Annotated in this window: 22 protein-coding genes and 3 pseudogenes; 7 read left to right on the top strand and 18 right to left on the bottom strand. The window is 35.2% G+C overall.

The window, feature by feature from the left end:
* The first annotated feature begins 443 nt into the window (after window positions 1–443).
* The 3 genes from ACSVDH_RS07455 (at window position 444) to ACSVDH_RS07445 (ending at window position 5501) form a co-directional block, all read left to right on the top strand.
* Window positions 444–2144 carry a methyl-accepting chemotaxis protein gene (locus ACSVDH_RS07455; RefSeq protein ID WP_439249093.1) on the top strand — a complete coding sequence of 567 codons (1701 nt, stop codon included), beginning with the start codon at window positions 444–446 and terminating at the stop codon, window positions 2142–2144.
* 64 nt (window positions 2145–2208) lie between these two features.
* Window positions 2209–3951: a sensor histidine kinase gene (locus ACSVDH_RS07450; RefSeq protein WP_439249092.1), complete on the top strand. Its 1743-nt coding sequence runs from the start codon at window positions 2209–2211 to the stop codon at window positions 3949–3951.
* Window positions 3948–5501, top strand: coding sequence for a response regulator transcription factor (locus ACSVDH_RS07445; protein WP_439249091.1), 1554 nt, complete (start codon window positions 3948–3950; stop codon window positions 5499–5501). Before ACSVDH_RS07450 ends, ACSVDH_RS07445 begins: the two co-directional genes overlap by 4 nt.
* A gap of 158 nt (window positions 5502–5659) precedes the next feature.
* Here the strand turns inward: ACSVDH_RS07445 and tpx are convergent, their stop codons facing one another.
* The 12 genes from tpx to ACSVDH_RS07385 all read right to left on the bottom strand — a co-directional run bounded on the left by tpx (window position 5660) and on the right by ACSVDH_RS07385 (window position 14312).
* Window positions 5660–6160 carry a thiol peroxidase gene (gene tpx / locus ACSVDH_RS07440; RefSeq protein ID WP_439249090.1) on the bottom strand — a complete coding sequence of 167 codons (501 nt, stop codon included), beginning with the start codon at window positions 6158–6160 and terminating at the stop codon, window positions 5660–5662.
* A 274-nt stretch (window positions 6161–6434) separates the two neighbouring features.
* Window positions 6435–7451 carry a zinc-dependent alcohol dehydrogenase gene (locus tag ACSVDH_RS07435; protein ID WP_439249089.1) on the bottom strand — a complete coding sequence of 339 codons (1017 nt, stop codon included), beginning with the start codon at window positions 7449–7451 and terminating at the stop codon, window positions 6435–6437.
* Between the two features lie 624 nt (window positions 7452–8075).
* The gene (locus tag ACSVDH_RS07430) at window positions 8076–8783 is read right to left on the bottom strand and encodes a FadR/GntR family transcriptional regulator (RefSeq protein ID WP_439249160.1); all 708 of its coding nucleotides are present in this window, start codon (window positions 8781–8783) and stop codon (window positions 8076–8078) included.
* Window positions 8784–9010: 227 nt separating this feature from the next.
* Window positions 9011–9460, bottom strand: coding sequence for a ribose 5-phosphate isomerase B (gene rpiB, locus ACSVDH_RS07425; protein ID WP_439249088.1), 450 nt, complete (start codon window positions 9458–9460; stop codon window positions 9011–9013).
* 29 nt (window positions 9461–9489) lie between these two features.
* Entirely contained in the window at window positions 9490–9621 is a 132-nt protein-coding gene (locus tag ACSVDH_RS07420; RefSeq protein WP_439249087.1) for a GapA-binding peptide SR1P, read from the bottom strand.
* 92 nt (window positions 9622–9713) lie between these two features.
* Entirely contained in the window at window positions 9714–10472 is a 759-nt protein-coding gene (locus ACSVDH_RS07415) for an SDR family NAD(P)-dependent oxidoreductase (protein WP_439249086.1), read from the bottom strand.
* A gap of 72 nt (window positions 10473–10544) precedes the next feature.
* Window positions 10545–11495 (bottom strand): transketolase family protein, encoded by a 951-nt coding sequence (locus tag ACSVDH_RS07410; RefSeq protein ID WP_439249085.1) that lies wholly within the window; start codon window positions 11493–11495, stop codon window positions 10545–10547.
* Window positions 11495–12328 (bottom strand): transketolase, encoded by an 834-nt coding sequence (locus ACSVDH_RS07405; RefSeq protein ID WP_439249084.1) that lies wholly within the window; start codon window positions 12326–12328, stop codon window positions 11495–11497. The genes ACSVDH_RS07410 and ACSVDH_RS07405 overlap by 1 nt, the downstream gene beginning before the upstream one ends.
* A gap of 438 nt (window positions 12329–12766) precedes the next feature.
* On the bottom strand, window positions 12767–12871 hold the full coding sequence (locus ACSVDH_RS07400) for a hypothetical protein (RefSeq protein WP_439249159.1): 105 nt from the start codon (window positions 12869–12871) through the stop codon (window positions 12767–12769).
* Window positions 12872–13152: 281 nt separating this feature from the next.
* Entirely contained in the window at window positions 13153–13833 is a 681-nt protein-coding gene (locus tag ACSVDH_RS07395; protein WP_439249158.1) for an alpha-L-rhamnosidase C-terminal domain-containing protein, read from the bottom strand.
* Complete coding sequence (locus ACSVDH_RS07390; RefSeq protein ID WP_439249083.1) at window positions 13829–14134, bottom strand: alpha-L-rhamnosidase-related protein; 306 nt, start codon at window positions 14132–14134, stop codon at window positions 13829–13831. The genes ACSVDH_RS07395 and ACSVDH_RS07390 overlap by 5 nt, the downstream gene beginning before the upstream one ends.
* Window positions 14067–14312 (bottom strand): alpha-L-rhamnosidase-related protein, encoded by a 246-nt coding sequence (locus ACSVDH_RS07385; RefSeq protein WP_439249082.1) that lies wholly within the window; start codon window positions 14310–14312, stop codon window positions 14067–14069. Before ACSVDH_RS07385 ends, ACSVDH_RS07390 begins: the two co-directional genes overlap by 68 nt.
* 194 nt (window positions 14313–14506) lie before the next feature.
* Here ACSVDH_RS07385 and ACSVDH_RS07380 point away from each other — a divergent pair, with 194 nt between their 5' ends.
* Window positions 14507–15673 carry a glycosyl hydrolase family 18 protein gene (locus tag ACSVDH_RS07380; RefSeq protein ID WP_439249081.1) on the top strand — a complete coding sequence of 389 codons (1167 nt, stop codon included), beginning with the start codon at window positions 14507–14509 and terminating at the stop codon, window positions 15671–15673.
* A 608-nt stretch (window positions 15674–16281) separates the two neighbouring features.
* Here the strand turns inward: ACSVDH_RS07380 and ACSVDH_RS07375 are convergent.
* Both ACSVDH_RS07375 and ACSVDH_RS07370 read right to left on the bottom strand, forming a co-directional pair.
* Window positions 16282–17508 carry an FAD-dependent monooxygenase gene (locus tag ACSVDH_RS07375; protein WP_439249080.1) on the bottom strand — a complete coding sequence of 409 codons (1227 nt, stop codon included), beginning with the start codon at window positions 17506–17508 and terminating at the stop codon, window positions 16282–16284.
* 338 nt (window positions 17509–17846) lie between these two features.
* Window positions 17847–18295 (bottom strand): annotated as a pseudogene (locus ACSVDH_RS07370) (DUF1569 domain-containing protein).
* Between the two features lie 835 nt (window positions 18296–19130).
* Here ACSVDH_RS07370 and ACSVDH_RS07365 point away from each other — a divergent pair.
* A complete protein-coding gene (locus ACSVDH_RS07365) occupies window positions 19131–19292 on the top strand; it encodes a hypothetical protein (protein ID WP_439249079.1) in 162 nt (53 codons plus the stop codon).
* A 508-nt stretch (window positions 19293–19800) separates the two neighbouring features.
* Here the strand turns inward: ACSVDH_RS07365 and ACSVDH_RS07360 are convergent.
* The 3 genes and pseudogenes from ACSVDH_RS07360 to ACSVDH_RS07350 all read right to left on the bottom strand — a co-directional run bounded on the left by ACSVDH_RS07360 (window position 19801) and on the right by ACSVDH_RS07350 (window position 21326).
* Window positions 19801–20118: a lamin tail domain-containing protein gene (locus tag ACSVDH_RS07360; RefSeq protein WP_439249078.1), complete on the bottom strand. Its 318-nt coding sequence runs from the start codon at window positions 20116–20118 to the stop codon at window positions 19801–19803.
* A pseudogene (locus ACSVDH_RS07355) lies at window positions 20118–20255 on the bottom strand (recombinase family protein); the annotation flags it as partial. The pseudogene ACSVDH_RS07355 and the gene ACSVDH_RS07360, both read right to left, overlap by 1 nt.
* A gap of 3 nt (window positions 20256–20258) precedes the next feature.
* Window positions 20259–21326, bottom strand: a complete 1068-nt coding sequence (locus ACSVDH_RS07350) for a branched-chain amino acid aminotransferase (protein WP_439249077.1) — start codon at window positions 21324–21326, stop codon at window positions 20259–20261.
* Between the two features lie 266 nt (window positions 21327–21592).
* On the opposite strand from ACSVDH_RS07350, the gene pdxR reads away from it, so the two are divergent.
* Both pdxR and ACSVDH_RS07340 read left to right on the top strand, forming a co-directional pair.
* Window positions 21593–23113 (top strand): MocR-like pyridoxine biosynthesis transcription factor PdxR, encoded by a 1521-nt coding sequence (pdxR, locus tag ACSVDH_RS07345; protein WP_439249076.1) that lies wholly within the window; start codon window positions 21593–21595, stop codon window positions 23111–23113.
* A gap of 1034 nt (window positions 23114–24147) precedes the next feature.
* A complete protein-coding gene (locus ACSVDH_RS07340) occupies window positions 24148–24312 on the top strand; it encodes a hypothetical protein (RefSeq protein WP_439249075.1) in 165 nt (54 codons plus the stop codon).
* 29 nt (window positions 24313–24341) lie between these two features.
* Here the strand turns inward: ACSVDH_RS07340 and ACSVDH_RS07335 are convergent.
* A pseudogene (locus ACSVDH_RS07335) lies at window positions 24342–25594 on the bottom strand (family 78 glycoside hydrolase catalytic domain); the annotation flags it as partial.
* Between the last annotated feature and the right edge of the window lie 4 nt (window positions 25595–25598).

Here is a 25598-nt window from a genome sequence, read left to right as displayed (position 1 = left end):
AAGCGAGTGAAGCGATGCCAATAAGAGGAGAAATTTTGGTTCTAAATCGATAAAAATGATTATATGTCTTCATTTATTACCTCCTTCTTTGTATCTTGTACTTATTATACATTATAGACATATTATTGGAAAGATTCTAAAGAATTTGATTTTTTTGTAGTGTTATATGCTTTTTCTGCTAATTTCTTATGTTTTTAGATTTTTAGTATAGAAGATCATTACGGTAAGTTGCATTAAGCATTAAAGACAAATCTCCGTCTAATTAAACGATATCGCCGGAAGGATTGAAAAATGCTGGATATTTGCAAAAAATATAAAATGATACATTGTTTTTATGACTCCCTTTTCAAAAACTGTAAAATTTTTAATTGAAATTGCATATTTTTTTTATCTACATTTAAATCTTTATATAGTAATATGGTTCTAAGAAGGAGGGATCATATTTGAAAGCGTATCCAAAGTTGTCTGATTTATCATTAAAGAGAAGATTAATTCTCGTTTTCTCGGTCATTCTTTTATGGTTGGCTACAGCTAACTGTGTTCAAATCTATCTTTTCCTTGGATATATTCAGCAGTATAACGCCATGATGGAAACGATTACGCTGACAAATTCAATTAATGGCTCGCTTAAGCAACAGCTCAATGATGAGATTAGAGAAATTGCTTATGGCAAGGTCCATTTTGAAAATGGAACCCAATACGACCATTTAAACAATATGTACCAAAATTTAGATAAAATCGAACGTGATGATAAAAATGGCCAATTTTCGAAGGAAATATCTGAGGTTCGCGAAACATTAACGACCACGACTGAATATATTGATAAGCTTGGCGAGCAAATACAAACAAATGTTTCAGCTGATCAACGAAATATCACATATGAATACATAACCATTCTTACCGACCTTATTGATGAAAAAGTTGAGGCACTTTTGCAAAAAACCCTCCTGGTTAAAGGAGAAGCGCAAAATATTATTTCCGCTAATTTAAAAAGAGACATAACCATTTATATTTGTGCATTTATTGGTATTATTATTCTCTCATTATTATTTGCTATCTATATATCAGGAAGTTTTGTCAAACCTATTCGCGCTTTAGGACAAAAAACAAATGAAATTGCGGAAGGAAACTTAACAGTAGGAGAAATATCGATTGCTTCTAAAAATGAAATCGGTGATTTATGTCGTGCCTATAATCGAATGTTTCATAATTTAAAGGATATTATTTTAAGCGTGAGAAATACAAATGATCTAGTCGTTTTAACTTCGAAGGATATACATCAAAGTATTCTTGAAAACAGATTGGCGGGTGAAGATGTTGCAGAAGCAACACAAACCATCTCAGTCAATCTTCATAAACAAGATCAACTCATTCAAAAATCAGTCTCTACATTTGAACATCTGCTTTTTAAATATAACGAGGTACTAGCAAAATCAAACAAAATGAATCTCCAATCAAACGAAACATTAAAAATGACGAATGAAATAAACAGCCAGCTTATTACCTTCCATGAGCTGCTTGAAAAAATAAGCCAAACTATACATCAAGTTAACCGTGATTCGGAGGAACTTCAAAAACTGTCAGGAGAAATGCATGAATATTTACGGCTCATTAAGCTTGTTGAACGGGAGACTAATCTATTGGCTCAAACGCTGCTTACTGAAATTCCTAAGAGCTCAGCAAATGAAAAAATTGAAAGCGTATTAACCCGGGTCAAAGTAGTCGCTGAGGAAGCGAACGCTATTTCCCAAGACTCTGATTCCAATATGAACCACTTAACAAACCTAATATCTACTATTAAAAAACAACACCTAGAGGCTCTCGAAATTATTCAATTTAGCAGAATCAAAACAGAACAAATAAATGGAGGCTTCCAAACGATTCGCTCCATTAGAAATAACCAGCAAGTCGAAATTGAAAGCATTAAGCAAGACATGCAGGAAGCGTTTGATCAAATGCTTTCTGTCCGTAAAATGATCTCAGACATTGAGCAGAGCTCCCAAATTAGTAATGCGGAAATTGCCGGAATTGCGGCCATGGGTGAAGAACAATTAACGACTCTTGAGGAAGTGTCTGATGCATCTTATAAGCTGGTCGAACGAATTCAAGAAATGAAAGAGAACATCAGGCAGTTTAAACTATAATCCCAAATCACTCTTATCATTATTTCAAATTCATTTATTCTATTATGGGCAGGTTGGATAAATCATGAAAATCACAAAATGGATTGCCTCTAGCTTACGTACAAAGCTTTTAATGATGTTTCTTTTTTTAACGGTCATACCACTCATCCTTGTTGGGGTAATCTCTTATCTGAAGTCCTATGATATTGTTGCGCAAAAGTCCTATTCACTAGCCCAAATTCAAATGGGTCAACTAAAAAGAGAATTTGATGTTGTTTATCAAGATATTAGAAGATTTACTGAAATTGGGAAAAAGGACAGCACCGTACAATTTTTAATTGACAAAGTAAATACGGCTGAGGAATCAAAAAGTATTTTAGGCATGATCAAGCTTTACAGAGAAAGTTATCAATTTAGTGACAGCATCATGAATATTAAAGTTATTGATCTTGAAGGGAAGGCAGTAAGTGAGGACCGAGGGGTTCATCAAATTGATAGAGAGACAATCACTAAGTCTCCTTATCTGGACCTGCGAAATCAGCCAACAAAGACAGTAATCGAACCGATCTATAAAAATAGTAATCCAGCCTTTTCGATGACAAGTACAATTGTATCGGACAGTTCTAAAAAAGTCATTGGTTACATTAATATTGTGATAAAAGCTTCCATTTTTAAAGATATTCTTCACGAAGCTTCATCAAGAACGCCCGGTACGATTCATATTGAGTCAGAAACAGGTCATCTATTATTTTCCCAGCCACAATTTGAAAAAGCTTCACCAATAACCGAGCGAAAACCTTTGGAAGAAAACCAATCTGGATATTTTACGGAGAATAAAACATTTATCGTCTATGATACATCTGAATTGACTGGCTGGAAATTTATTCGCTATGCATCGCTCGCAGAGATTACGAAGGAAGCTACTGAAATTAGAAGTTTAATTACATTAACTGTAGGGTCGATTTTACTTTTTACAATGGGATTCTATTTCTTTATCACATCTAGGCTGATTCTTCCGCTTCGTACATTAAAAGAAAAAATGAAACAAGCTTCTCAAGGTGATCTTGATGTGCAGATCGTGAACAAAGGGACAGATGAGGTTGCTGACCTGGGTGAAAACTTCAATAGTATGATTATGAAAATCAAGGCTCTATTAACAAAAAGTGTGAATGAACAAAAGCAATTAAAAATGGCGGAATTACGGACGATGCAGGCGCAAATTAATCCTCATTTTCTTTATAACTCACTCGAAACAATCATATGGATGGCAGAAGCCAAGAAAAGCCAGCAGGTCATTGATATCACAAAGGCCTTATCCTATTTTTTTAGAATTTCATTAAGTAAGGGAAAGGATTTTATTCTTATAGAAGATGAGATTAACCATATCCGCAATTATCTTACTATACAAAAAATGAGGTACCAAGATATTTTAGATGTTACGTTTCATCTAAATGAAGATATTTTGAACTATGAGATGATCAAATTAACCCTTCAGCCTATTGTTGAAAATGCGATCTACCATGGCATAAAAAATAAACGCGGGAAGGGATTTGTTCGCATTAAAGGAGATTTTACTCCAGAAGGATATATCTCAATTGATGTGATTGATAACGGGATTGGAATGAAAGAAGATAAATTACAAGATTTACGAAAACAATTATCTCAAGGAGTTCCCTTTGAAAAGAAACAAGGTGGATTTGGTATGGTAAATGTTCACCAGCGTATTTTACTACATTATGGAGAGCCATTTGGTTTAAAGATTAATAGCTGGTACGGCTCCGGCACTCGTGTTAGTGTAATTATTCCGGCAGAAAGGGGATCCCAATGAAAAAGGTATTTTTGGTCGATGATGAAATGGCGATCCGTGAAGGGATTGGCAAGAGCATTAATTGGAATCAAGAAGGATTTATTTTTTGTGGAGATGCTTCAGATGGCGAGGTTGCCCTTCCATTAATCGAAAAGCATCAGCCTGATATTGTGATTACTGATATAAAAATGCCGTTTATGGATGGACTGGAGCTAAGTCGAATTCTTCGCGAAAAAATGCCTTCCATCAAAATTATTATCCTTAGCGGACATGACGAATTTGAATATGCCAGAGAAGCGATGCGCATCCAAGTAACAGAATACTGCCTAAAGCCGGTCAGTTCACAGGATTTGCTGGCTATTTTGAAAAAGGTTGCCGCAAAAATTGATGAGGAAGAAATGAGCAATAAACGATTAAGTGACCTGGAAAGTCAATTATTGCAAACAAAATCTGCTTCTAGAGATAAGTTTTTATACGAACTTTGTGAAGGCGTCTATAGTTCTTCGTCTGCTATTAAAGAAGCTTCAAAATTAAATCTAAATCTTATCTCAAGCTATTATTATATTATTATTGTTGAATATACAAACGGGCCAAATTCCATTAATTGGATTGATCATGAATTTGTTTGTTTGCGCTTTAGCAGAAAAGTGAAGGAATCGATTTTTATCATGATGGGAGAATCGAAACAGGCGCTTGAAAGAGAATCCGAGATCATTAGACAACGCTTGATTTCTCATGACAATCTCCACCCAGACAACCCAATCATCTTTGGAATTGGCAGAGTAGAAAGCCGTATTCAAGGGATTACGTTATCATTCTCGGAAGCCGATGAAGAGAAAAGCTATTCAAGTATTATTCAGAAATACAGATCAAAGGAAACGGAGATTGATGCCGAGTCAAAAAAAGAATTGCAGCATTTTAATCGCCGGGACTTAATTGACTTTCTTAAAGTTGGACGATCAAGTGATATCTCTAGCTTTGCTCGTTCTTATTCATCCTATCTTGAAAAAGGAATGATTCGTTCTCCTTTTACCATGTATTACTTTTTAATGGATTTTACCATTTCCATCTCCCATTATTTAAAGGAAATGGAGATGGATAATCTTGACATCATGCAGAAAATCAATCAATTAGAAATAAAAGCAAGCTGGATTCGCTATTATCATGAAGCATTATCTTATATCGAAGAAATGCTGGATCTTGTTATATCAACTAGAGATAACCTTACTAGCAAATACTCTTCATCCGTACAAATGGCCGTAGATTATATTAACGAACATTTTGCTGACTCTCAGTTATCTCTTCAAGCTGTAGCAGACGCCGTAAATGTAAGCGCATCCTATTTAAGTCATATGTTTAGCCAAGAAACAGGAAAAACATTAATCGAATACTTAACGAACACCCGAATTGAGAGGGCAAAAAATCTTCTGAAGACAACAAATAATAAAACATATGAAATTGCCCATGAAGTTGGCTATAGTGATTCCCACTATTTTTGCAGAACGTTCAAAAAAGTGACTGGTTTGACAACAAAACAATTTAAAAACCAAACACATGTTTATACCGTTTAAATTTGTTATTATCCTACCAAAAAGCTTCCGCACTACTCATGTTGTGTGGAAGCTTTTAAAAATTAGAATATTACCAATAAACCCCATGTTTACATGATTATTATAGATGATAGGGCACGGTTTCGGTCAACTGTATAAAATAATCATTTCTAGTAATCTTATTTCGCAGATTTTACCGCTTCAATCGCTGCCTCATAATTTGGATGATTTGTCACTTCACTGACATACTCAGCATGTATGACCTTATCGTTAGAATCAATCACAAATACGGCACGCGCTAATAAACGTAACTCTTTCATATGAACGCCATATGCTTCACCAAATGAAAGATCACGGTGATCAGAAAGTGTTTTTACATGTTCAAGTCCATTTGAACCACACCATCTTTTTTGAGCAAAAGGTAAATCCACGCTAATTGTTAAAACTTCAACATTGTTTATACTGGAAGCATCTTCGTTAAAACGTCTTGTTTGAGCATCACAAACCCCTGTGTCAATCGAAGGCACGACAGAAATTAAGCGGACCTTTCCTTTTGAATCTGAAAGTGATACCGGAGATAAATCATGATCAAGAACTGTAAAATCTGGTGCTGTGTCCCCTACTTTTACTTCATTTCCTACTAATGTAACTGGGTCATTTAAAAATGTAATTGAAGCCAAATCAATTCCTCCTTTATTTTAGCGTAAATATAGATTGGTCATTAAGCTTGTAATAAACACTTTTGAAATTAGTATTCTTGTATACTAAGTATACCAATAACTATAGTTTACCAAATATCTTGCTAATGTCAATATGATGATAAAAAACCTCAAATCTAGTTAACTTATTTTAATAGAGACTAGCATGTCTGAATCCGTTCGTTTTCAAAATGACCTAAAACACGCAAGTTATCATCCAGAAGCCTTGAAAATACCTCCTCTCCGATTGGACTATCTATAAATCCAGAACGATTTTTATCGGAGATCCACTTTTCGTTAATGCAACCTCCATAGCATCACTAATTTGATCAAAATGAAACCGATGTGTGATTAATGTTTCCAGCTCGTACTTATTAGATGCGATTATTTCAATAGCAGTATGAAAGTCGTCTTTTACGTACATCGAGGATCCAAACATCTGAACTTCAGAAATCATAAATTTATTGAGATCAATCGCTACTTTTTCTTCAAATAAAGCAATGGAAATAACTTTTCCTTTTCTTCTTATGACAGACAAAGCGTCATCTAATATAGATTCATAGCCCGCCGTAAGAAAAACATGATCAAACTGACCAATAGTAGCAGAAACATAGTCATGCAAGGATTGAGATCTCACATTCACAACATGAGTTGCACATAGCTTTTTACCTATTTCTAAATTTTTATCGATGGCATCAGTCAGACAAATCGTTTCGGCCCCTTTATTATGAGCAGCAACTGCTGTAACCAGACCTATCGGCCCGGAACCAAGAATAGCTACTTTATCTCCTTTTTGAATGTCTGCAATATTTACCGCATGAACACCTACAGCCAAAGGTTCTGTTAGGACTGCTAATTCCGGTATTAATGTATCAGGGATTTTATATACAGCTTGCTCTGGAGCTACAATATATTCTGCAAAGCCTCCATCCCATTTTGTTGTTCCAAGCACCACTTTTTCTTCACATAAATTGTAATGCCCTTTTTTGCATGGATGACAAATTCCACAGCCTATCTGTGGTTCAACTGTCACCAAATCCCCAGCTCGAAAACTAGTTACCTTATTACCTTTATCTACTATTCGTCCAATTACTTCATGTCCTAATATACTTGGCGGATGACGAAAAGGATGCTTCCCTACATATGCATGCACATCAGAACCACATATTCCTGCTTGAATCACCTTTATGAATACCTCATGCTCCTTCATTTCGGGTGGTTCTTTTGCAATGACTGTAAAGTGGTTAATTCTATCAAATAATGCCGCTTTCAAGATTTTTTCCTCCCTTATACAACTATTTTGTAAGAAATAACGTTTTAGTAATCGCTTACAATTGTCCGGAAAACATTAATGAAACTGTAATAAATTTCTCAGCTCATCCTTGTCAGATATCTCAATTTACATTTACATAAGTAACTAGATTAATCGTCTAAGTTCCATTTTTTTAAAGCGATTACATCTTTAGCCAAACAATCATAATTTATGAACGGAATAATTTTAGATTTACAAATTTGTATACTAAGTTACTTATAAACAAAGTATATATACAGTTTCTAAGGATGTCAATGTCTATTAAATTAATTTCTGAAATTATCAATAATCTTGGACACGTCTTTTATTAGTAGCTACATGTTTTGGTCTAAGAAAAGCGCAAGGCGCTAAGCATAAGGCGACAAGCATAAGACGAATAGGAATAGAAGGTGTTCTTTTACCTTCAATTCCTATTTGATTAGACCCTAGAGCCGATGGCGCCTGGAGCTAGACACTAAAACTAAGTACAAAATTTTATACTTTCTTAAAGTCTAAAAAAACAAAAAGGAATGTATCAAGTATGGTTTCTTGATACATTCCTTTTCTTTATAAACAGATGATGTGTATATAACCTAGTAAACCTATTTAGTCTTTCCAATATCGATCGTACAAGTTCTGCATATGGGAAGTCATTAGCTCTACAGCTTCTTTTTCATTATGTTGTTCAATCGCCTGAATAAGCATCTTATGCTCTTTAAAATTAACCTCTCGATAATCTGGCCTAGTTACCGTACGATCACGAATGAATTTCCACATTTCCTGTTGCTTCATTGCATTACTAATTGCTGACATAATCTTAATAAATAGATCATTGTGGGAGGCCTTCGCTATACCATTGTGAAGCTCTTCATCTGTTTCAGGAACATAAATCCCTGCATTTGTTTCTTCTTCCATCTTTTTAATTGTCGAGCGAAGATCCGCTATATCTTGATCAGTAGCTCTTAAAGCTGCATATTTAACAATTAAAGGCTCAATATTCATTCTCGCTTCAACAATATCTTCTGGGGAAGTTGAATCAAACATAAAGGAAGACTCGGAGTTATTGGTTAACTGTGTATTTTTAACGTACACTCCTTCACCTTGGCGAGAATAAATAAACCCATTCAACTCAAGGGCGCTTAATGCTTGTCTTACTGGAGCACGACTAACTCCAAATTGCTCGCACAGTTCTCTTTCTGCTGGTAGTTTATCACCAATATTAAAGGATCCAGATTGAATTTCTGAAAGAATTTGATTATAAATTTGTATATATAATTTCTCACTTGATACTCGATTAAAGCTAATGTTAATCACTTCTCTCAATAAATATTCGTTTTAAACCACCATATAATTATAAGCGTTTCTTTTTTAAAGAGCAAGGTATCACTTGTATATTATGTTAATAAGTTTCATTAGTATTCAACATGATAACTTAACTTGACACAAAAGAGTGATGAATTAGATCATCACTCTTTTAGGAGATAGTAAAATTCTTATTCTTGGATCATTTGGTCAACATTCATCTTTATTGTAGTAATTTTTTATATTCTTTGCATCTCAATATCCGCAACTTTCCTTATACGATTTTCATGTCTTCCACCATCTTCATAAGAAGTTGTCAGCCATATCCTTGCAATTTCATGGGATAATCCGGGACCAATAACACGTTCACCCATGGCTAAAATATTGGAATTATTATGCTCTCTTGTAGCCTTGGCACTAAAGGTATCATGTACAAGTGCACAGCGAATTCCTTTGACTTTGTTTGCTGCAATGCTCATTCCAATCCCCGTGCCGCAAATTAAAATACCCCGATCTACCTCACCTTTTACCACCTTCTCTGCAACTGGAATGGCATAATCCGGGTAATCAACAGATATAGAACATTCACACCCTAAATCAATAAACTCAATATCCATCTCCTCCAATAAGGAGATCATCTCTTTTCGAATCGTGATCCCACCATGATCAGATGCAATGGCTACTTTCATAACATATCTTCCTCTTCATATTTTTTATCCTATTTTTCTATGTTTCTATTATCCTTTTTTGAATTATTACAGCACTCACACTTCGTATAAAGAACAGTTACCTTTTCATCCTCAAAATGATCAATTGTTACATTACAAATTTCACAAACTAATGTACCCATCTGTTCTTTTCCTCCAATCGTTAGCTTACTTTCATACTGATATATAAGGTATGATTAAACAGGCAGCCCAAACTGGAATGCCTGTTATCTCATTAATCCATGTGAGAACCACCATTAATATCTATTTCTTCTCCAGTAATATAAGAAGCCTCTTCAGTTGATAAAAATGCGATTGTTGAAGCTATTTCCTGAACTTCACCTGGTCTACCCATTGGGATACTAGCAATCACATTCTTCGCATCTTCTTCCGGAAGGGACTTCCATATTTCCGTGTTAATAAGACCTGGTGCTACACAGTTTACTGTGATGCCATTTGTTGCAACTTCACGTGCAAGATTTTTTGAGAAACCTAATACGGCAGCTTTAGAGGCTGAATAATGTGCTCCACCAAATACTCCTCCCCCCCTTTTTGCCGAAACGGAAGAAAGACTGATAATTCTTCCAAACTGTTGTTTTTTCATTGTTTCGAGTACTGCTTGAGTACAAAGGAATAAGCCAAACATATTCACATTAAAAACTCTTGTCATATCTTCAAGAGTCATATCCTGAACAGTGACTTTTTGCGAGATGCCGGCATTATTAACAAGTATATCGATTCTTCCAAATTCGCTTAACACTTTCTCTACCATTGCATCAACTGATTCTTTATTCGTAACATTTAATTCTACACCTAAAGCTTTTCCCCCAGCTTCAGTTATAGCGTTTACAGTATCTTCAACACCCTCTAAATTTAGGTCAGCGACAACAACAGCTGCACCTTGTTTTGCAAGCGTTAATGCAATTGTCCGTCCGATTCCTTTCTTTGAACCACTTCCTGTTACGATTGCTATGCGATCATTTAATTCAAACATGCATCTCCACTCCTGCATTTATAGTATGATAATTTTATTGTTTATTATTTAATAAGAAACACGCTTACTTTTTTATCGAAGCAGATCATTAGCTGTTTTAATGATATTACTTACAGTAATTCCATTGAGTTCCATTAATTTTTCATATGGAGCAGATTGACCAAATTGATCTTGCACCCCAATTCGTCTCACTTTCCCTTTCCCTTCTTCTGCTGCAACTTCACACACAGCGCTTCCTAAACCATTTAAAATATTATGATCTTCAACTGTAATTAAACGTCCAATTTCTAAACATTCGATAACAGCATCCCGATCTAATGGTTTAATTGTATGCATATCTAATAGCTTTACAGAAATACCTTCCTTTTCTAATTCCTTTGTAGCCTCTATTGCTAAATGAACCGTATCACCATTCGCTATAATGGCAATATCTTTTCCCTCTTGTAATTTCTTTGCTTTTCCAATTGTAAATTCTTCATTTTCATCATAAATTACTGGAACAGTGTCTCTTGTAAAGCGAAGATAAACAGGACCATACATTTTTGCTGCTTGCTCTACTAATTTTCTAGTAGAAAAGTAGTCTGCCCCCATGATAACAGTCATATTTGGGAAACTTCTTAAAACTCCCATATCCTCAATCGCTTGGTGACTTCCACCATCATTAGCTGGCGTTAGTCCTCCATGTGAACATGCAATTTTTACATTTAGATTTGGATAACAAACTTCTTGTCTAATTTGCTCAGCCATTCGTAATGAACCAAATACCGCGTAAGTGCTTACAAAAGGAACCTTACCAGTTGTCGCCAATCCTGCCGCCAGACCTGCAGCATTTTGCTCTGCAATCCCGACATTAATATGTTGTTCAGGTAATTGTTTAATAAAATTACTTGTTTTACATGATTTTGCAATATCAACGTCAATGACATAAATATCCTTATTCTCTTTACCTAACTTTACAATTTCATCACCAAAAGCTTCTCTTGTTGCTTTTTTTACTGTTAGCGTTTTCTCAATTATGCTCATTATTTTAAACCTCCTGTGATTTCAGCAATTGCCTGTTTGTATTCTTCATCATTTGGAGCTACCCCGTGCCAATCAGCAACATCCTCCATGTAAGAAACACCTTTACCTTTCACAGTGTCAAGAATCACGCATTTTGGCTTCCCATTTTTAGCTACTCTTATTTCATCAAGTGTCTCAACAATTTCTTTCATGGAATGGCCATGAATTCGTTTTGTTTCCAAACCAAATGCCTCGAATTTCTTTTCTAAATCTTGAAGTGGCATAACCTCATCACAAAAACCATCAATTTGTAGTCTATTATTATCAACAAAAACGATTAAGTTATCTAATTGATACTTTACGGCTGTCTGAGCAGCTTCCCAGATTTGACCTTCTTGGCATTCTCCATCACCTACTAAAGAAAAAACGCGATAATCTTTTTTATCTCGTTTTGCTGCTATTGCCATACCAACTCCACATGAAAGCCCCTGCCCCAATGACCCAGTAGAGATATCAATTCCAGGACATTTTTTCATATCTGGATGACCTTGGAACGGAGAACCATATTCTCTTAATGTGTAGATTGTGTCATATGGGACATATCCTTTTAAAGCTAAGGCAGAATATTGGATAGGACAAACATGTCCTTTTGAAAGAACAAATCTGTCACGGTCTTCCCAGTTAGGGTTGTTTGGATCAATGTTCATTTCTTTAAAATACAACGCTGTCATAAGATCTGCTGCAGATAGTGAGCCGCCCGGGTGGCCAGATTGTGCTTTATGAATCATTGTTACAGCTGTTTTTCTCATTTCAATGGCTATGTCTTCTAATTCTTCAATACTTATATTTTTCAACTTCGTCACCTCAATCAAAGATTTATAGAAAATTAGATTTGTAATGTTGTTAACTTGTCTAATAAGTTACTTACACTTATAGTATACACATTCAAATTCCACTTGTCTACTAAGTAAACAAACTTTAATCATCTTTTTTGAATAAAAAAAGAGAAGGAACTACTTTTCTCCTCTAAGCATAAATTCTCTAAAAAGTAGACTTTTCGTTTATAGAACCAATTAAAAATAACAATCCCTTAAAAAAGAGCCAAGACGTAAAAACTGACTCAAAAGATCGCAGCCAACGACCTATTGAGCTAGCCTCATTAAAGTAATAACAAAGATAACTGTGGAATAATCGCTATTATTGTCAAGCTAATCAGCATAATAAGAAAGGAACAACGCCTCTTACCAAGGATGACATACTTAACCTAGATATTCCCGAACCTACAAATAAATTCATACCAAGCGCGGGGGAATGAAACCGATTGATAACGTAACAATCATGATAATTCCAAAAGGTATAGGGTCCATTCTTACTTGGGCTGCAACTAGAAAAAGAATTGGTGTAAAAATAATGACTGCTGCGGAGGTTACGCTTTCGATTTTGAGGGAGGAAGGGATTTCTCGGTTAAGTTCTGCTGGTCAAAAGTAGTTTGTATATACTGAAAGATTCAAAAAATTTTTTTCCGGTTTTTAAAAAGTGCTGTCCGAAAAGTAGCTTTTCAACCCAATCTTGAAAAAGGGAAAACCCAAGAATGCTGTTATATCAACATTCTTGGGTTTTAAATTTTGAGTTATATTACACTAAAATGGACTTTTTAGACAACCCCTTTTGTTTAAGACTATTTTACTAAAACTAAGTTCCACTCAATGTTATTTAACTCCTCAAGAAGCGCATTTACCTTATCGGTTGAGAGTTTTGATCCTGGAAGATCAGCTAATTCTTGTAAAGATTTTGTTTTCATTTCAAAAATTCCCGGCGGGTTTGTGATTCCAGGTGCGTATTTCGTTAATAATTTCAATGTTTCTTCATGCTCAAGTAGATCCATTAGTCTCGATTCTTCAGTAAAAATCGGTCTTAATCCATGTTTATTTACATAGTTAAAGCGGTAGGTGCCCGAACCGACAGTAAGAATCACACCATCATTTGTTTCGTTGCTGGAATGAATCCCTGCAGTTGATACCAGAGGCTTCCCACTTTCCGATACATCGTTTAAGTGAGCATATGGTAACATGATTTCTGCTGTTGTATTTGCTGGAATTTCCACTTCCATCTCAATTTCTTCTTCAGTCATCCTCCAAGACGATCGGATTCGCCCATACATGGATTCATAGGACGCTTTTGCATAGGTTAGCTGAATACCGGCGAATTTCGGTGCAATTCGAATCTTTTTATACGCTGGAAAGGCTTCGTTCATATCCAACCCTGCAATCACCTTATACATCCAATTACCAATAGCCCCGTATGCATAATGATTAAAGGAATTCATTTCATCGCTCCAGAAGGTACCATCCTGCTTAATGCCATCCCAGTGCTCCCAAATCGTTGTTGCTCCTTTTTTTAATAGAATAGAGCCATGAAGGATAATCGTCCTGCATTAATAATCTGACCGCTGTTTCGTGGTAACCCGCTTTTGAAAGTGCCAGGCAAAGATAAGGTGTTCCTACGAATCCAGTTGTGAGATGATAATTGTTTTGAACGATTAGCTCATTTAGTTCAAACGCTGTCCTCTCTTTGACTTTTCCGTCAACCAAATCAAACATCAAGGCTAGAACATGAGCAGTTTGCGTTTGGAGATACCAATCTGCCTGATGGTGAAACAAACTCATAATTGAATTGTTCAATAATCTTATCTAATAAGGCGGTATATTCTTGAATATCATCATATTTTCCAATAACTTTCGCGGCATCGCGGAGAATTCTTGTTGAATAAGCATAAAATGCTGTAGCAATAAAATCCGTTGGAGTTGTTCCGCTATAACTCCCTTGAGGCGCATCCAAGGCTAACCAATCGCCATTTTGCCCTAGTTGTAGGAGCCCATATGGGGTGCCCCCCTTACATCATACTTAGCTACTCATACTAATTAATCTTAACTAGGACTTTATATGTTTATTGGGTTATATCACTTCCCAGTTTCTATTCTTTTTTGATACTATTTTAAATGGCGATTTTTTACGAAAAGGGGTGTTGTTTTTTGAAGAAAAACTACCACCTTCTAACAATTGCAGCATTGCTCATTTTTATAGGAGGACTATTTTTAGTATTTATAATTAAAAGTACCAATACAGAAAAAGGCCAAGAACAAAGTCAACACAAAATAGGAGAAGTACCTAAATCAGAACAACCGATTAAAGAGAAAAACCCCCGGTTAGAAACAGTCAATTCAAAAGTATTAATAGGATATGTACAGGATTTTCGAGATCCGGCATCGATTGATTATTCGAAGTTAACACATATTATTTTTTCATTTGCCCATCCAGAAAAAGATGGAAGTCTCATTTTGAATGGTGAGATGGCCTTATCAAATCTTCGCAAAACAGTAAAAAAAGCACACCAAGAAGATACAAAGGTGATGCTTGCTGTAGGTGGCATGAACCACTTGAAAGGCGGAGAATCTTATGACTATTTTAAAGCTGCTTTAGTAAATCCCACTTCTCGTACAAAACTTATTAACGAACTCATTGAAATAACGAATGAAGAGAATCTTGATGGGATTGATATTGACTTTGAGCACCCTCGTTCAAAAGAGGACGCACAATATCTAGCTGAATTTACAAAAACATTGGGAGAAAAGCTTCACTTACATAACAAGCAGTTATCTATAGCCGTATATTCAATGATTCATAGTGTAACAGGAACAGAAGATCAATCAGTCGTTTATGATCCATTCATGTTTCATCATGTTGACCATGTTAATATTATGGCATATGACGGTCAATGGGACGGGGAATATAATGCTGCAAATTTATCACCATATCCATTCACTGAGAATATCGTAAACTATTGGTCTCATTTATTTGACAAATATGAAATTTCAAAGGAAAAGTTAGTATTAGGAGTACCTTTTTATGGACAACCAGAAGAGGTAAAGAATAACCAAGTATCATATGATACTATCATTAATCATGATCCTGCAAATGCTGAACGAGATAGAATTAACTTGAACGGTACAACCTATCATTATAATGGTGAAACGACAATGATAAAGAAAACCAAACTTGCTCTTGATAACGGATTTGGTGGGATGATGTTATGGGAGTTGGGACATGATGCTAAAGGGAAGCGTAGTTTAACAAACGCTATTTTTGATGTTCTTATTAAAGGACAGGAAGATCAGGATATGGTTTATTCTAATGATTAGAATAAACCTCTATTTGTAATTTCACAAATTTGATTTATTACCTTGTTTCTTAATTAGTTCAATATCTTCATGTTGTCCTCGCTCTAATAGTTAATAACAACTGTAACCGAACTTAACAGTTTGCTGCATGGTTAATCTTAAGTTACCCATAAGAAAAAGATAACGGAAAAATGAAAAAGGATGCTTCACAAAAGTTATGCAATCTTTTGGAAACATCCTCATTTTCGAAAATTCTTAAATAAATGTTGTCAAAATGTTATTTTTTCGATGGAAAGGTGAGTGCTAAAACCCCCAGAATCCTTGATTTATAAAGGTTCTCGAGATGGTTTTTACATCATGCCGCCCATAGATTGTGGAGTTTTACATGAGAACATCATACAATCTAACCTTAATTAATGCACACAACGAAACGTTTGTTTCCCACTAGAATATTCAATCAACACTATAAATTAATATCGATATAGGCACCCATTCGGCACCTTTTTGTTACCCAGGGTGTTTTTCTTCTATTAAAACGGATCGTTAGCAAGAAGATATTGAGCTTATACACAAACGCTCCCAATAATTGAATAAACCTCTATATGGGGTACGGCAAGATCGTCATCTTGTTATTTATCGAATACAAATTCAGGATTAATGGCTACAGGATTTTTCATGACAAATAGCTTCTTCTGGATCATCGAAAAAAGGGGAGTCTTGAAAGCAGCAGATACGATGTATGGTCGGATCCCTTTCACAAACTTTGACGAAGTAAAAAACAAATTTCCCATTCGCTCTTGAATTTGGTGAATTTCCTCAATCTCCTCACTTCGAATTTCTTGGACTCTACTGAGAACTTTAGCTGAGACATCACGTTTTTGCAGCGTATCCCAAATAACATCAGCCGCCACAACTGCTGTAGTTACTGCTAATGAAACTCCTATTGCTCCTACAGGAGATGAACAATGAGCAGCATCACCGATCAGCAAGCACCCATTCTTTGCCCACGTTTTAACCATATGATTTTTAGCTTGAAGCGGTACGAATGGTTTAAAGTCAACCAAAGATTCAGCAAATTCATGAAATCCTTTGTTAGCATGCATAATTTCTTGACGAAAATTTTCTATCCCTTGTCGCTGTGTTTCTTTCCATTCACCTCGTGGTAAAGCAATGCCTACTTGAAGTAAGTCAGGGTATTTCGGCAGTGTTATATAGCTGTGTCCCTCTGTGATTTTAAATCGTAATTCTTCTCCCCAATGAGAAGGTCGTTTTACACTGAACCAGATTAGATCACCAGGATTATGTTGATATTCTAATTCAAAACCACCTAAACGACGAATCGTGGAAAACCGTCCATCAGCTCCGACTACTATTTTCGCCTGAATTTCAAGCAGCTCTTTATTTTCCCGCTCAACAACCACTCCTGTCACTGTTCTATCCTTCTCAAGCAGTTTTTTTACCGGGGCATGAAACATCATATCAAATGTTGGATATTCCTTTGCTTTTTTGTACAGTGCTTGAAGTAAAATAGGCTGAGGAATCCAGAGCGCATAAGGTGCTTCTGCAATCATGGAAGTGAAATCAAAGTCACCTTTCTTTTTATCATAATGATAAAAAGCACCTTTCTTTAGCTTAGAATGAGGCAATTGTTCGATATACTCACGTAATTTCAATTGATTAAGCAATTGAATAAAACGGGGCTGAAGCACTTCTCCACGGTATTCACGATCGAAATTATCGTGGCTCTCCAAGACGATTACTTGAACACCAACCTTAGCCAGTAATAAACCCAGCATCATGCCCGCTGGTCCTCCACCAACAACAATGACATCCTTTTGTAATTTTTCACTAATCATTCTATATATCTCCTCCATATATTCAAATATCAACATGGAATTATATGTGAAAAATTTGATGTAATGCTTGCTTTTGTTATTCAACAATCTGGCCAAATACACGAAAAAGACGCGTTCCTAAATAAAATCGCCCTATTCCAGAAGATCTTTAAAATGCTGTTATTTCGCAAGATTTCTAGAACTTTTAAAAGTGCTGACAATAAATATAAATAATCCTAATATGACTTATTTACTTAATAAAGCACTAAACTACATTGGAGAAAGTATTTTCATTTTAACAATAAGATTGATTACTTATTTCTAAGCAGTTAACTTTTATTTAGGTTTCTTTAGACTAACTAAACTCCAAACTGTTTTAAATGATGGTCAAGGTGCTTATAAATTCCTTTTCCCCATTGCTCGGAAGTAAGTTTACCGAAAAAAGGATGTGGATGAGTCGTACACTTCTCTGGACCATTATTTTGGAAAGTTATAATTTTTTGTTTCAGTTTTTCCTTCTCTGTTTCAAATTCTTTTTCATCTACAATCAAAATGGTCGGAATTGTGGACATATTTTGGACTAATGGCTTGTCGTTATAAAAAATTGGTTTCACAAAGTTTCCTATTAATATCCCTAACCAACCCCTCGCAGGAAAAGAATCTCCCATTGCAATGTCTTGAAAGGATGAGCAATGTCTAGCATTTGGGCAACATCCATTTTACCCCATTGGGGTTTTGAATTTGGGCTTAATTTGTCAATACGGTTTAAAATTTCCTCTGAATGCAATTGATTAAAAATATTTTTCATTTGTACACCTCTCTTTACAACTATACCTCTACATCACCACAAAAAATCCATTTATTCTGTTTTAACTCATTAGACAACAAATTTTTCCAAAACCTCATAACAATAATAGCATAATAACCCAATTTTGTTCGAAAATCTTATTCTATTAAATGGCTCTATAATGGAATATATAAGGACTAAATGTTTCTTTTTTTATAGCTATCTATATAATCAACAACACCATTTGTAATTTACAAATGCATGAGTCCGGCTATTACCGAATTCATGCCCAGGAAGCTGTTTAAATTTCGTGTCTAACGTTTTGGGTTCAGATTACTTTTTGCACATGAAAGATGTGCTCTGACAAATCTTGTTCTGGACTATAATATCTCGTAACTACATGAGCGTTCTCCTCATCATTAACTATAACATCCTCATATTCGATAAAAGTTGCATTCCTATCCATATAAATCCGTTGTAGTTCTAACCTCTCTGAACCCTCCAGACATACATTACGTCAATGAGTAAGTTGATTTTATTTATAAAATTTTTTCACCTCTTAATTTCAGCTATTTCAAGCGATTCTAACACACAATTTTAAATTTGTTACAGTTTATTCCAATGTTTTAAAGTTAAATTCTTGGAATTATTTAAGGGATAGTAATTACAATAAAATTGATATTTAAACAAATACTTCCTGTACACCATGAACTTATACCTAAATAATAATCATAAATACCTGACCTTTGTGTTGGGTATTATTATTTAATTTTTAAATAGATCAAGCCATGTGGAATAAAATGTATTTTTTTAGCCTAAATTGTATAGTTAAAAACCTAATGAAGGGGTGTATTTTTTGAAACAATATGTTTTCATTATCAACACAAACAATATGGAACGTGATCTTATTATTAACGCAAAAGGAATGACAGATGCTTTTAAACAAGTAACACAAAAAGTGAAAGCTAATGATAAGACTCAAACAAAAATTATTAAATTTAAAGGTGTAAAGTATTAATGGTAACTTTGTAACTATATAAAATTTTACAATTAAGTATAATTATAACTAGGGTGCAAGAATATTTCTAAATTCCCCGAAATTGTTTACTGTCCTACAACTAGCAAACTACCTTGCACCCTGCTTGAAATTTCTTTCCTCCATTAATATTTATCTCACCCTTATTTACCACTTTCTAATTTTATGGCCTAAATTGGTAATCTGATTAAAAACGGTATTTATTATGTTACTATACACCTTAATTATTAAAAGGAGATAAAAATGAACAACAAAGAAAACAACACCATAAATAAAAAAATTAGGTTAAAAGTTATACTACTGTAGGAAAAAATGGAGTTAAAGTTAAATATTCATTTACAGATAATGAAGAGGAAGATAAAAATCAAGAGAAATATTAAAGACTTCATTATAAGAGAGATTCTATAGCTATCTTATTTTCTAATTTGTGTATCTATCTAGCTAAATTCACTAAAACAAAAATAAAAAAGAACACTTAAATAGTGTCCTTTTACTTTCTTACTTCACTAACTAATCCATTTAACGGATTATAAACTCTTGCTATATCTCCATCATTTTCCCACATATAAGCGTTTGTCCATAATAATTGTGAAGGTGGATTATGCGTAGCTTCTCTTCCCGAAACAATTGTTACTAACGAACCTTTCTTTAAAACATAATTATTTGGAAAGTAGAATGTTTGTCCTCCATCAGCACTATACAATCTCCATCCAGTTAAATTTGGTTCCCTAGAATCGACATTTTTTATTACCACTTTATCTTTCTCTAAATCTAAGCTTGTAATCTCTTCCTTGGTACTTCCCTTCAAAGCTCAATCCCTTCGCGTTGACGCATTCTGATTAGATCACGTTCTAATTGATTTACACCGGCCATAACGCTTATTAAAAATTGGCTATACGAATTTTCTTCCGATATATATAACCAGGTGTCTTTCAAAGACTTTAAACCTTAGACCTCTAAAATCCACCCAAACTTGTCGTGTTCTTTTCCTAATTGAATATCAGTAATCGTTTTATATAATTTTCTTGATAAATCTCCTGTTTGATACTCATTTATAATCATTTTATTCTCATTCCAGTTTAATTCACCTATTGGAGATATGACAGCTGCAGTTCCTGTACCAAATATCTCTTCTACTTCCTCTTTACAGTATGATTTGTAAACGTCCTCTATGGAAATATCCTCTTCACAAACAGGTATTTTCCAGCTTCTTAAAAGCTCAATGACAGATTCCCTCGTAATCCCTCCTAGAATACTTCCATTTAATTTAGGAGTTATTACTTTTCCATTTATCTTAAAAAAGATATTCATATTTCCCACTTCCTCTACATATTTCTTTTCAATAGCATCTAACCATAGAACTTGTTCATATCCTAATTGTTTAGCTTTTATTTGAGCCTGTAAACTAGCAGCATAATTGGCTGAAGTTTTTGCAAATCCTACTCCTCCCTTTACTGCCCGTACATAATGATTTTCTACATAAATCTTAACTGCTTTTAATTGATTAGAGTAATAAGATCCTACTGGTGATAAAACAATCATAAATTTATATTGATTAGAAGGTCTTACTCCAAAACAAGGCTCTGTAGCAATAATAAAAGGCCGAATATATAAAGACGTACCTTCCTCGTTAGGAATCCATTCTTTTTCTAATTTAATTAGTTGTTTAATAGCTTCTAACACAAACTTTTCTTCTAAAGGTGGAATACTAATCCGTTCACTTGAAATATTTAATCTTTTAATGTTTTTTTCTGGCCTAAATAATAATATACGATTATCTGAAGACCTGTAAGCTTTTAATCCCTCAAATACAGCTTGACCATAGTGAAATATTGAGGCAGAAGGAACCAAATTTAAAGGCTCATAAGGTGAAATTCTAGGACTATGCCAACCCTTATACTCTTCATAATCCATGCTAAACATATAATCTGTAAAATACTTACCAAACCCTAAAGAATGAGGATCTGGCTTATCTTTCCTCGAAGTAATTTCAATTAATTCTATAAGCTGATTCAAAATTTATACATTCCTTTCAAGTTATAATCTCCTTATTACTCATGACTAATGAAATACTTTGATTCACTTAATCGTTTCAGATAGAACTGTCCTCATACAAACAGGTATAATAGCAGCAAGAACAATATAAACTTGTGATAATATAAACTTTTTTCATCCCTCTCTTTCAAAGTGATATACTTATTTCAACAATCTGAGTCTATATTATCCACAATATGATATAACAGTAAAAGGTGGAATATAACACTTATAGAGGTGAGTTTAACATGCATATCGAACTAAAACGTTCTTCCGATAAACCTTTGTCAAAGCAAATTGTTCAGACATTTACAGATCGTATACAATCAGAGCTTCTGAAACCTGGAACACAATTACCCTCTATACGTAATCTTTCTAGAATTCTGCATGTTAGTTTGGTTACCGTAAGTAAAGCATACAAGGAGCTTGAAGGACGGGGTTTTATTCGATGTATCCAGGGTAAAGGCTGTTTTGTTAATTCGGAGAAATTAAATGAAGCGATAAATGAGGAAGAAGGATCTACTGCATGGCAGCTGTCAACCATCGATTATCTACCAAGAGCACAAATGTTGAAACACTTTCAAAGTGCTTTTCAAGGTTCATCAACGGATTATCGTTATCAATTTCATATATCATCGATTCATCATGAATTGCTGCCTACTGAAGAAATCGGTAAAAATATTTATCAAATTATTTTAAATAACCCAACAGTGGTTGCAAATTACGGTCCTTTTCAGGGTGATTTGGAACTTAGGAATGCATTATCCGTTTATTTTGAAGAACGAGGAATTTCGGTTAAGGGTGAAGATTTACTCATTGTAAATGGAGCTCAACAGGGGATCGATCTCATTGCCCGTACATTTGTTGGTCCAGGTGATGTCGTATATATGGAAGCTCCTACTTATTCTGGTGCTATTGATGTTTTTGCAAGCAGAGGTGCAAAAATTATTACCGTTCCTGTTGATAATGAAGGGATGAAAATTGATCTTTTGACAAAAATGTGTGATGAATATCCTCCTAAGTTGATTTATACTATTCCGACTTATCATAACCCTACGGGAACCGTCATGAGCATCAAGAGGAGAGTAAAACTTCTTCAGTTGGCGCAAAGCTATAACTGTATCATTCTTGAAGATGATACCTTCAGTGATATTTGCTTTTCTAAACAGCCACCACGTACCATTAAGTCAATAGATTCATCCGGACATGTGATCTATGTGAAAACCTTCAGCAAAATTCTGTCTCCAGGCTGTCGTATTTCTGCTATTAACACATCCGGTCCTTTTTTAAACCGACTGATTGCTGCCAAAACCATTTCGGACCTTGGCAGTCCATTAGTAACACAAAAAGCAGTATTACCTTTTATTACATCAAATCGGATGAATAAACATATCAAAAATTTGAGATCAGTACTTTATTCCCGGTGTAAGCTAGTACTTGATTTACTTAAACATCATGCACCAAAAGGTGTCACTTGGACGCAACCAGATGGAGGATTAAATATTTGGGTAACATTGCCTTCTTGGGCCAGCACAAATGAATTATTTATGCAAGCACAAAAACAACAAATTGCTATTTTACCCGGATCAGTTTGTTATGCCGGCGAACCGGAATATAATCATTTTCGTCTTAGTTTTTCGTATTTAGAGGATGCTGTTATAAAAGAAGGAATTATTCAATTATGTAACCTTCTCCGAGTCTTTCTAGTCGATCAATCATTTACTTTAAATGAGGGGTCCCACCAACAAAACGCGGAAAACATACCCTAAGCAAACTTCATCGAATAAAGCCGATTTTTTACACTATGAAATTATCGGCTTTTGTGTATTAGTGTGGATAATATGTCAAAATGTTGGTGGCCCCTAATGTGTTGCAGCAACCATTAGGGGAATAATGGTACATATGGTTATTTTTGCATATACCCCTGAATAGGTTTATTATGAAAATCCCTCCTGAGACGTAAAAGATTCAGGAAGGATTTCGTAATACTTGATTGAATAATAGCTCTACTGTCTTATAAAGTTCGATCATTATCTACCTGTGATTCTCTTCCACAATCGCGCACAATTGCAGAAAATTTGTTTACCTTAATTCTGAATGGAAGTTAAGTGAAAAACTATTTTGTTGAACTGATTTTATAAAGATAGAAAACATAATCTGTGTGTACACTTGAGTAACCCTGATCAATTTTTGAGTCTTGCTTTGACTGCCAGCTTTTTCATAAAACAAGCCCATTATTCCCCACCACGATTTCCCTTAAAATCCTGTAATTATTCTTCAAAAGCAGTCTATATATAAGCATCTACAATTCCTTATTTCGAAAAAGCGCCCGATTGTTGAAATTAAAAGCAGTTGATACTTGCTCGCTTTTTATCGAACATTAGCAATGGAATAACACCAAATTTCAAAAGTAATGACAGACTTTTATAGCATGTATCTTAATTTCTTAAATGAGGAGCTAGTAATTTTTTTTGGAATTCCATATTGTTTTTTTCATCAGTATTTTTACTTAATGCTTGTTCCCAATCAGCTTGTTTATAAAAAGATTTCTGATTTCCGTAAGGGTTTTTTTTATTGGAGCAAATCAACTGTAGAAGATTTTTGTGAACAAGAAAAGCCCTTTTGACGTGGAGAACGAACAAGGAGTATAGACAGAAGGTCAAGGGGTTAGCAAAAAAGTTATTTGATGTTGCAAAGCTCCTTTAATCAAAAAACTTTTTGCCCCTTGACCTTCTGTTTATCCAACTTAGCTTCTAGAAGGTTGAGGGCGTAGCCTAGGAGGCTCAACCCACTGGAAGGTTAGTTGGATTACGAACTTGTACGATTCGTAGCGCAAAAGGGAGGAAAAACCAATAATAAAAGCAGCCCTTGGGCTGCTACCATTTTTCATTATGCTATTGTCTTTCGTATTACGGCTCGTTCGGTACGGCGGCTTGACGTAAATGGAACAGGAACCTACGGAATGTAGGCGATAGCCGTACAAACCGTTGTTATCAAGTTAAAGCCAACTTTCCAAAGATACTCGTTTTTTCCGTGTCGGCGAATGTATTCAACCCAAGCTTTCATACTGTCATATTGGTCAGCAAGCAAACGTTTGTCTCCATAGGCTTGGTATACTGCCCATGGGATAATTGTAGCGGCATCACCTCAAGCAGCTGCATTGGCACCATCGATTACGGCTGGAATAACAAATGGTACACCGCCATCAGGATGCTGTTTAGCCTTTAAATCACGAAGCCATTTCGTAAAAAATGATCCGCCATGATAGTTAAAAAGGGCCGTTTCTATAAAAACTTGAGCATCTCCTGTCCAGCCGAGTCGTTCATCCCGCTGCGGGCAATCCGTTGGAACGTCAAGGAAGTTTCCCCTTTGTCCCCAAACAATATTGCGTTGCAGTTGATTTACTAAAGGATTGGAGCTTTCAAACTCTCCTGCCCGCTCCATATCGGAATGGATAACTTCCCCCACAAAGTTTTCAAGCGGAAGTCCGTTTTCTTGTCCTGGATAACCTTCAACCTTTACATATCGAAATCCTTGGAAAGTGAAATGAGGTGCAAAATTCTCAATTCCTTCCCCCTTGGCAATATATTCAATCTTTAGATCGGCTTTTCTAAGATTCCCAAAGTAAATGTTTCCATCCTTATCAAGGATTTCTGCATGCTTCAAAACAATTCGTGTGCCTTTCGGTGCGCTTACTTTAAAGCGAACTCGCCCGACCATGTTTTGTCCCATATCAATCACTGTATCTCCAGAAGGGGTGACAAACGTGTCTATTGGCTTTATCACTTCCGTCACTCGGGTAGCCCAGTTTTCCTGTGCGACCAAATGTGTAATCGGCATTTCTTGTCTAATTGTTTTGCTCCAATCGGAATCGTTAAAATCGGGCTGGCTCCACCCTTCCTTTTCAAGCCTGGCATCATAGAATTCTCCTTGATAAATCTCAGAAAATAAAACAGGTCCTGTAGATGCCTTCCAGGTGGTGTCCGTCAAATAAGATCTTCCGTTCCGTCGCTATATTTCACATGAATTTGAAAGAAAGCTGCACGTCTATCACCATACACATTCCGCTTGTGATCCCAAGTGATGTTTCCTTTATACCAACCATCTCCGAGCATAATCCCAATTGCATTTGCACCATGTTGAAGCTGTTCGGTCACATCATATGTCTGGTATTTAAGGCGTTTATGATAGCTAGTCCAACCTGGAGCCAAAAGTTCGTCACTGACTCATTCTCCATTTAAATATAATTCACCG

Origin of the sequence: Metabacillus sp. Hm71 (assembly GCF_051842955.2) — a bacterium.
GTDB lineage: Bacteria > Bacillota > Bacilli > Bacillales > Bacillaceae > Metabacillus.
This window is presented reverse-complemented; position numbering and strand designations above follow the sequence as displayed.

Excerpts from the sequence above, each read along its gene's own strand:
- ACSVDH_RS07445 (WP_439249091.1), top strand. The coding sequence starts at position 3,948 with ATGAAAAAGGTATTTTTGGTCGATGATGAAATGGCGATCCGTGAAGGG.
- ACSVDH_RS07450 (WP_439249092.1), top strand. The coding sequence starts at position 2,209 with ATGAAAATCACAAAATGGATTGCCTCTAGCTTACGTACAAAGCTTTTA.
- rpiB (WP_439249088.1), bottom strand. The coding sequence starts at position 9,460 with ATGAAAGTAGCCATTGCATCTGATCATGGTGGGATCACGATTCGAAAA.
- ACSVDH_RS07375 (WP_439249080.1), bottom strand. The coding sequence starts at position 17,508 with ATGATTAGTGAAAAATTACAAAAGGATGTCATTGTTGTTGGTGGAGGA.
- ACSVDH_RS07420 (WP_439249087.1), bottom strand. The coding sequence starts at position 9,621 with ATGGGTACATTAGTTTGTGAAATTTGTAATGTAACAATTGATCATTTT.
- pdxR (WP_439249076.1), top strand. The coding sequence starts at position 21,593 with ATGCATATCGAACTAAAACGTTCTTCCGATAAACCTTTGTCAAAGCAA.
- ACSVDH_RS07410 (WP_439249085.1), bottom strand. The coding sequence starts at position 11,495 with ATGAGCATAATTGAGAAAACGCTAACAGTAAAAAAAGCAACAAGAGAA.
- ACSVDH_RS07415 (WP_439249086.1), bottom strand. The coding sequence starts at position 10,472 with ATGTTTGAATTAAATGATCGCATAGCAATCGTAACAGGAAGTGGTTCA.